The 5,794-nt window shown below is 69.3% G+C and carries 8 protein-coding genes; 6 read left to right on the plus strand and 2 right to left on the minus strand.

The window, feature by feature from the left end:
• The coding region (locus ACFU99_RS30400; protein ID WP_384398109.1) for an ATP-binding cassette domain-containing protein at positions 1 to 1,473 on the plus strand (1,473 nt) is incomplete at its 5' end.
• A 44-nt stretch (positions 1,474 to 1,517) separates the two neighbouring features.
• Complete coding sequence (locus ACFU99_RS30405) at positions 1,518 to 1,679, plus strand: hypothetical protein (protein WP_384398111.1); 162 nt, start codon at positions 1,518 to 1,520, stop codon at positions 1,677 to 1,679.
• A gap of 27 nt (positions 1,680 to 1,706) precedes the next feature.
• On the opposite strand, the gene ACFU99_RS30410 is transcribed toward ACFU99_RS30405, so the two are convergent.
• Positions 1,707 to 2,198, minus strand: coding sequence for a DUF397 domain-containing protein (locus ACFU99_RS30410; RefSeq protein ID WP_384398113.1), 492 nt, complete (start codon positions 2,196 to 2,198; stop codon positions 1,707 to 1,709).
• Complete coding sequence (locus ACFU99_RS30415; protein WP_384398115.1) at positions 2,198 to 3,022, minus strand: Scr1 family TA system antitoxin-like transcriptional regulator; 825 nt, start codon at positions 3,020 to 3,022, stop codon at positions 2,198 to 2,200. The genes ACFU99_RS30410 and ACFU99_RS30415 overlap by 1 nt, the downstream gene beginning before the upstream one ends.
• A gap of 112 nt (positions 3,023 to 3,134) precedes the next feature.
• On the opposite strand from ACFU99_RS30415, the gene ACFU99_RS30420 reads away from it, so the two are divergent.
• The 4 genes from ACFU99_RS30420 (at position 3,135) to ACFU99_RS30435 (ending at position 5,638) form a co-directional block, all read left to right on the plus strand.
• Complete coding sequence (locus tag ACFU99_RS30420; RefSeq protein ID WP_384398117.1) at positions 3,135 to 3,539, plus strand: ATP-binding protein; 405 nt, start codon at positions 3,135 to 3,137, stop codon at positions 3,537 to 3,539.
• A 74-nt stretch (positions 3,540 to 3,613) separates the two neighbouring features.
• Positions 3,614 to 4,768 (plus strand): uroporphyrinogen-III synthase, encoded by a 1,155-nt coding sequence (locus ACFU99_RS30425; protein ID WP_384398119.1) that lies wholly within the window; start codon positions 3,614 to 3,616, stop codon positions 4,766 to 4,768.
• Between the two features lie 241 nt (positions 4,769 to 5,009).
• Positions 5,010 to 5,231: a type II toxin-antitoxin system VapB family antitoxin gene (locus tag ACFU99_RS30430; protein ID WP_384398121.1), complete on the plus strand. Its 222-nt coding sequence runs from the start codon at positions 5,010 to 5,012 to the stop codon at positions 5,229 to 5,231.
• Entirely contained in the window at positions 5,228 to 5,638 is a 411-nt protein-coding gene (locus ACFU99_RS30435; protein WP_384398123.1) for a PIN domain-containing protein, read from the plus strand. Before ACFU99_RS30430 ends, ACFU99_RS30435 begins: the two co-directional genes overlap by 4 nt.
• The last annotated feature ends 156 nt before the right edge of the window (positions 5,639 to 5,794 follow it).

A 5,794-nucleotide genomic window follows, 5' to 3' on the forward strand; every position in this document is an offset into this window, starting at 1 on the left:
GACTTGGAGGTCATCACCGCGGCGACGGCCGCCGAGCTGGTCGCGTATGAGGACCCGGGCTTCGCGGACGCCCACGCTGCCGCCTCCGACGGCGCGCAGAAGACCGGCGACCTCATCCTCGACGCCCAACTCCTGACCTCCGCCGCCGCGCAGATGGCCGCCGCGGCGTCGGTCGTCACCGTCCTGCACCCGGTGATGCTTCCTCTGCTGGTCCTCTCCGTTCTCCCGTGTGCGTGGGGCGCCGTACGGGGGGCACGGATCGAGCATGCCGCCCACCATCGCAACCTTGCCGATTCCCGGCTCCGGAACGTGTTCCGCTCGTACACCACGGAACGGAACACCGCTGACGAGGTCCGGGCGGGCACCATGGCCGGGTTCCTGATCCGGCAGTACCGCATCGTCTCCGGCCGCCTGGAGACCGAACAGCTCCGGGCGACACGGCAGGCCCTGGTGGCGCAGGGCATCGGCGACGCGCTCGCCGCCGTCGGCACCGCCGCGACCTGGGGCGTGCTTGTCCTTCTGGCGGCCGGCGGCCGGATGGAACTCGCCGCGGCGGGGACCGCCGCGCTGGCGATGCGGACCTCCGGGGCGGCGCTGGCCACGACGGTCCGGGCGGGGGCCCGGCTGTTCCGCACCTCGCTGTCCCTGGACGACTGGGCCCGGTTCCTCGCGGTAGCCAGGCCGTGGACGGCCCGCCGCGGTTCGGCCCAGGTCGCCGAGGACGGGCCGCAGGTCATCACCGCCCGGAGCGTCTCGTTCACCTACCCCGGTGCCGACCGGCCCGCGTTGGACGAGGTGAACCTGGACCTCAAGCGGGGCGAGGTCATCGCCCTGGTCGGCGGGAACGGCGCAGGCAAGAGCACGCTCGCCCGGGTGCTGACCGGCCTGTTCCTCCCCACGGCGGGCTCGGTCCGGTGGGACGGGGTGGACCTGGCGGACGCCGACCCGGCCGGGGTGATGTCCAAGGTGGCGCTGGTCCCGCAGGACTACACGCGCTGGCCGCTGGCCGCCCGGGAGAACATCACCCTCGGCCGGCCCCGCCCCGAAGGCGACGCCGCCGTGCGCGCCGCCGCCGAAGCATCCGGCGCCGACAGCGTCATCGCCGCGCTGCCTCATGGGCTGGACACCTCGCTGGCCCGCTCCTGGTGGGGAGGGCACGACCTGTCCGGCGGACAGTGGCAGCGCGTCGCGGTCGCCCGCGCCTTCCACCGCGACGCCCCCGTGCTGGTGATGGACGAGCCGACCGCCGCACTCGACGCCCGTGCCGAGCACCGGATCTACACCCGGCTCAAGGCCCTGGCCGCAGACCGGGCCACGGTCTTCATCACGCACCGGCTGGCCAACGCCCGCCTCGCCGACCGGATCGTCGTCCTCGATCAAGGCCGCGTCTCCGAGACGGGCACGTACGAGGAGCTGATCGACCAGGCCGGGGGTTTCTTCGAAATGGTGAAGCTACAGGAAGACCGGGACTGATCCAGGGCGCAGGGTGCCACCCCCGAAAGCGCGACGTCGCGGCGTTGGAGAAATCGGCCGCCGGATCGATCCTGGACGCCGCGAAGGGCGTGAACCCGAAGAGCTTCTCGGCCAAGGTGGAGGCCGAGAAGCTCAAGGGGAAGTGGTATGTGGGTGACTTCGACCTCAACGCCGGAACGGGTAATCACCACGCTCAGGGGCACTGACCGTCGAGGGCTCTGCCAGGTGGTCGGTCAGGCCGGGCAGGCTGACCGCCTGGCGAACTCGGTGAAGGACGACCAGGCTTCGGGGGAGAGGACGAGTTGGGGGCCGTCGGGGACTTTGGAGTCGCGGATGTGGACGCAGGCTCGGCAGGGGGCGACTTCTACGCACGCGCCGCCCTCGTCGCTGCTGTGGGTCGACTTGTTCCAGTTGTACGCGACCTCGACGCAATTACCGCCTTGGTCGGTACTGTGTGTGGACTTGTTCCAGGCGTAGGCCACCTCGACGCAGTTGCCACCTTCGCTGCCGCTGTGACTTGACTTGCTCCAGTCGTACGCGACTTCGACGCAGTTGCCGCCTTCATCGCTGCTGTAACTGGACTTGTTCCAGGCGTAAGCCACCTCGACGCAGTTGCCGCCCTCTTCGGTGCTGTAGCTGGACTTGCGCCAGGTGTAAGCGACTTCGAGGCATGCACCTCCCTCGTCGCCGCTGTGGCTGGACTTGAACCATGCGAGATCGTCCATCATGTCTCTCCTAGCAGCCGGTCCAACAGACCCTTAGTCTCTTCGGCGTTGAGAGCCTGCATACGCAGCATTCCATATTTCTGCGAGAGAGCACTGACTTCCTCGGAGCTGGAGGTGAGCAGGCTGCCGCGATGGGACTCGGTGTACGCGAGATGTTGGTGGTCGGGCATCTCCAGTAGAACGAACGGGCCGGAAATTCCGGCGTGGATCTCGCGATCGAGCCGCAGGACCTGGATCGAGACGCCCGGTAGGTCTGCGCATGCCCGCAGGTGTCGAATCTGTTCGCGGGCGGCCTCCGGGCCTCCGAGGCGGCTGAGCAAGACCGCCTCGTAAATGATGAAGCTGGCGAGGACGGTTTGCTTGCGGTGCAGCACTGCCTGACGTTCCAGGCGGGCAGTCACGAGCTGCGAGATCTCCTCTTCGCTGAAAGGGTGCACCTTGCAGTGGAAAGTGGCGCGAGCATACTTCTCCGTCTGAAGTAGTCCGGGCACGACGACGGTCTCGTAGGACGAAAGGGCGATTGCCTTCTGCTCGCAGTCCACGAACTCCTGTGCCCACACCGGGTACTGCTCCTGATCCGGCATGTTCTCCACCGCCACCCACAGCGCCCCGCCTGTGTTCAGCAGCTCGTCCAGCCTCTGCGCGATATCCGGCAGCAGGGGGCGACGCCCCTGTTCGATGGATGCGATGGTCTCCTCGGATACGCGCAGAAGTTCGGCCAGCGCGGCCTGCGTGTATCCCGCGTTGCAGCGGAACAGTGCGACTTGTGCGCCGACAAGTCGCATGACGGTGCAGTGCTTCTTCGGCTTCCTGCGTGGCGGCATGACGATCAACTCCCCGTTCGGGGTCGTAGTTGAGCGGAAGTGGTCCCGTACCTCGCATACGTACGGGGTGACGCACTGTCCCACTCTAATTACTCGCTGCCACTTTTTTCGCATGAACGAAAACATCCAACCTTCTGTTCAGCGGGAGCGGTTCTACCGGCGGGAGCGGCGGTCGGTGCCGCTGGCGAGGGGGTTCGTGTGGCAGGCGCTCGCGGACTGGGGGGTGCGGGGGCGGGGTGAGGAGTTGTTGCTGTGCGTGAGTGAGTTGGCGACGAATGCCCTGGTGCACGGAGTGCCGCCCGGGCGTGGGTTCCGGGTGGTGTTGCGGCTGTCGTCGGATGGGGTGCTGCGGCTGGAGGTCCACGACAGTGGCGGGGGGTGCCCGCGTATCCGTCTGGAGGCGTCCACGGCGTCGGAGGGCGGGCGCGGACTGTTTCTGGTCGAGGCGCTTTCCGACAAGTGGGGGGTCGGGGAGCGTATTCCGGGCAAGGTGGTGTGGTGCGAGTTCGCGCTGTGAGCGGCGCGATTCTTCCCCTGGTCGCCGTTAGCGGTAGAGATAGGGGGAGGAACCCGGACTAGGGGAGCAGACCCATGGAAGATGCCGAGCGTCAGCGACCTGGGGTGCGGGAGGGGGTGCCGCTGGACGGGTTTACGGTCGCGGTGACCGCCGCGCGGCGGGCGGAAGAGCTGATCACGCTGTTGCGGCGGCGCGGGGCGGAGGTTGTGCACGCGCCGGCGATGCGTACCGTTCCGCTGGCTGACGACGTCGAACTTCGCCACGCCACGCGGAAGTTGGTGGATGAGGGGTTCGATGTGGCGGTGGCCACCACGGCCATCGGGTTCCGCGGCTGGCTGGAGGCGGCCGAGGAGTGGGGGCTGGGCGAGGGGCTGCTGGAGCGGCTGGCCGGGGCGGAGCTGCTGGCGCGAGGGCCGAAGGTGTGCGGGGCGGTGCGGGGGGCCGGGCTGCGGGAGGACTTCTCGCCCGAGTCGGAGTCGATGGACGGGGTGCTGGAGCGGCTCCGGAAGGACGGGGTGGCCGGGCGGCGGGTGGCCGTGCAGCTGCACGGCGCGCCGTTGCCCGACTTCACGGAGGCGCTGCGGGCGGCGGGCGCGGAGGTAGTCGCGGTGCCGGTGTACCGGTGGCTGCCGCCGGAGGACTTCGGGCCGGTGGACCGGCTGCTGGACGCGGTGCTCGCTCGTACCGTGGATGCCGTCACCTTTACGAGTGCGCCCGCTGTCGCCGGTCTCTTCGACCGGGCCGAGCAGCGCGGCGACGGCGCGGAGCTGCTGACCGCGCTCCGCTCCGAGGTGCTGGTGGCGTGCGTGGGGCCGGTCACCGCGCAGCCGCTGGCCGAGCGTGAGGTGCCGGTGGTTCATCCCGAGCGGTTCCGGCTGGGGCCGCTCGTACAGCTCGTGTGCGACGAACTGCCGTTGCGGGCACGGGGGTTGGATGTCGCCGGGCACCGGCTGGCGGTGCTCGGGCGGGCCGCGCTCGTGGACGGCGCGGCGCGCCCGCTGCCGCCGGCGGGGATGACGTTGCTGCGGGCGCTGGCGGAACGGCCGGGGTGGGTCGTACCGCGCGAGGACCTGCTGACCGCGATGCCGGGCGAGAACGATCACGTCATCGACGGCCATGCCATTGAGGCGGCTGTCGCCCGGCTGCGCGCGTCGCTGGGCGCGCCGGACCTGATCGAGACCGTTGTCCAGCACGGGTACCGGCTGGCGGTGGAGGAGGAACGGGTATAGCTCGCCAGCCGGCCGGGCGGGCGCCCGGACCACGACCTGCTCCGCTTGCTCGAACCGGTGGTCTCCGCGCGCGCGGGAGTGGTCCCGGCGGGCGGCGACGTGCGCGCGCAGTCCCCCGCGCACGCGGGGCAGTCCGAGCCCCCAGGTCTGTATCTCGCCACCCAGGCGTCCAGATACCCAGAGTCAATGTTGGTGACGTATGATTCCTTGTACATCACCATCACGCATGGGGAGGCGCAGCATGACAGTCACCCAGATCGACATCGATGACGACGCCCTGGAACGCGCCATGGCTCTGTCCAAGGCCAGGACCAAGAAGGAAGCCGTCAACCTGGCCCTCCAGTTCTACGCCGAGCAGCAGGAGCGGGCGGCACGCATCGGCCGCCACTTCGAGCGCGCGCGCGAGTGGGGAGCCGTCGAGGACGCCGAGCGCCGGCATCAGGCGGAGAAGGACGCTCGGTGATCTACCTGCTGGACACGTCCGGGCTCGTCCGGCTTCTCTCCGACCCCAAGCTGCAATCGGCCTGGTACGACGCCATCGGCGGCGAGGCCATCGCCTCCTGTTACCCCCAGCGCGCCGAGTTCCTCTACAGTGCCCGCAATGGCCGCGAGTATGACGAAATGTCGGAAATGTTCAACGACCTCTATCCGGACGCATCGGTGCCGAAGAACGCCGCACGATGGGTCGGGTCGGTACAACACCGCATGGCCAAGGCCGGAGAACACCGCAGTGCATCGGCCATCGACCTCATCATCGCGGCCACCGCCGCCCACCACGGTCTGATCGTTCTGCACGACGACGCCGACTACCGCACCATCACCCGGCACGCCCCCGACGTCAGCGAACACAACATCCACGACATCGCCTGACCCCACCCTGGGCGGGGGCGTTGTCACGCCTGCTGGACGGGGCGCTTGGACTGTACCCCCGCCCTGCCTGCCGCATCGACAGTCACGGACGGCCCGGACCTGGGAACGGTTCCACGCCCCGGACGCACCGCGGCCCGGGTACGCGGGGTGCGTACC

The sequence above is a fragment of the Streptomyces sp. NPDC057654 genome (assembly GCF_042800135.1).
Taxonomy (GTDB): Bacteria; Actinomycetota; Actinomycetes; order Streptomycetales; family Streptomycetaceae; genus Streptomyces.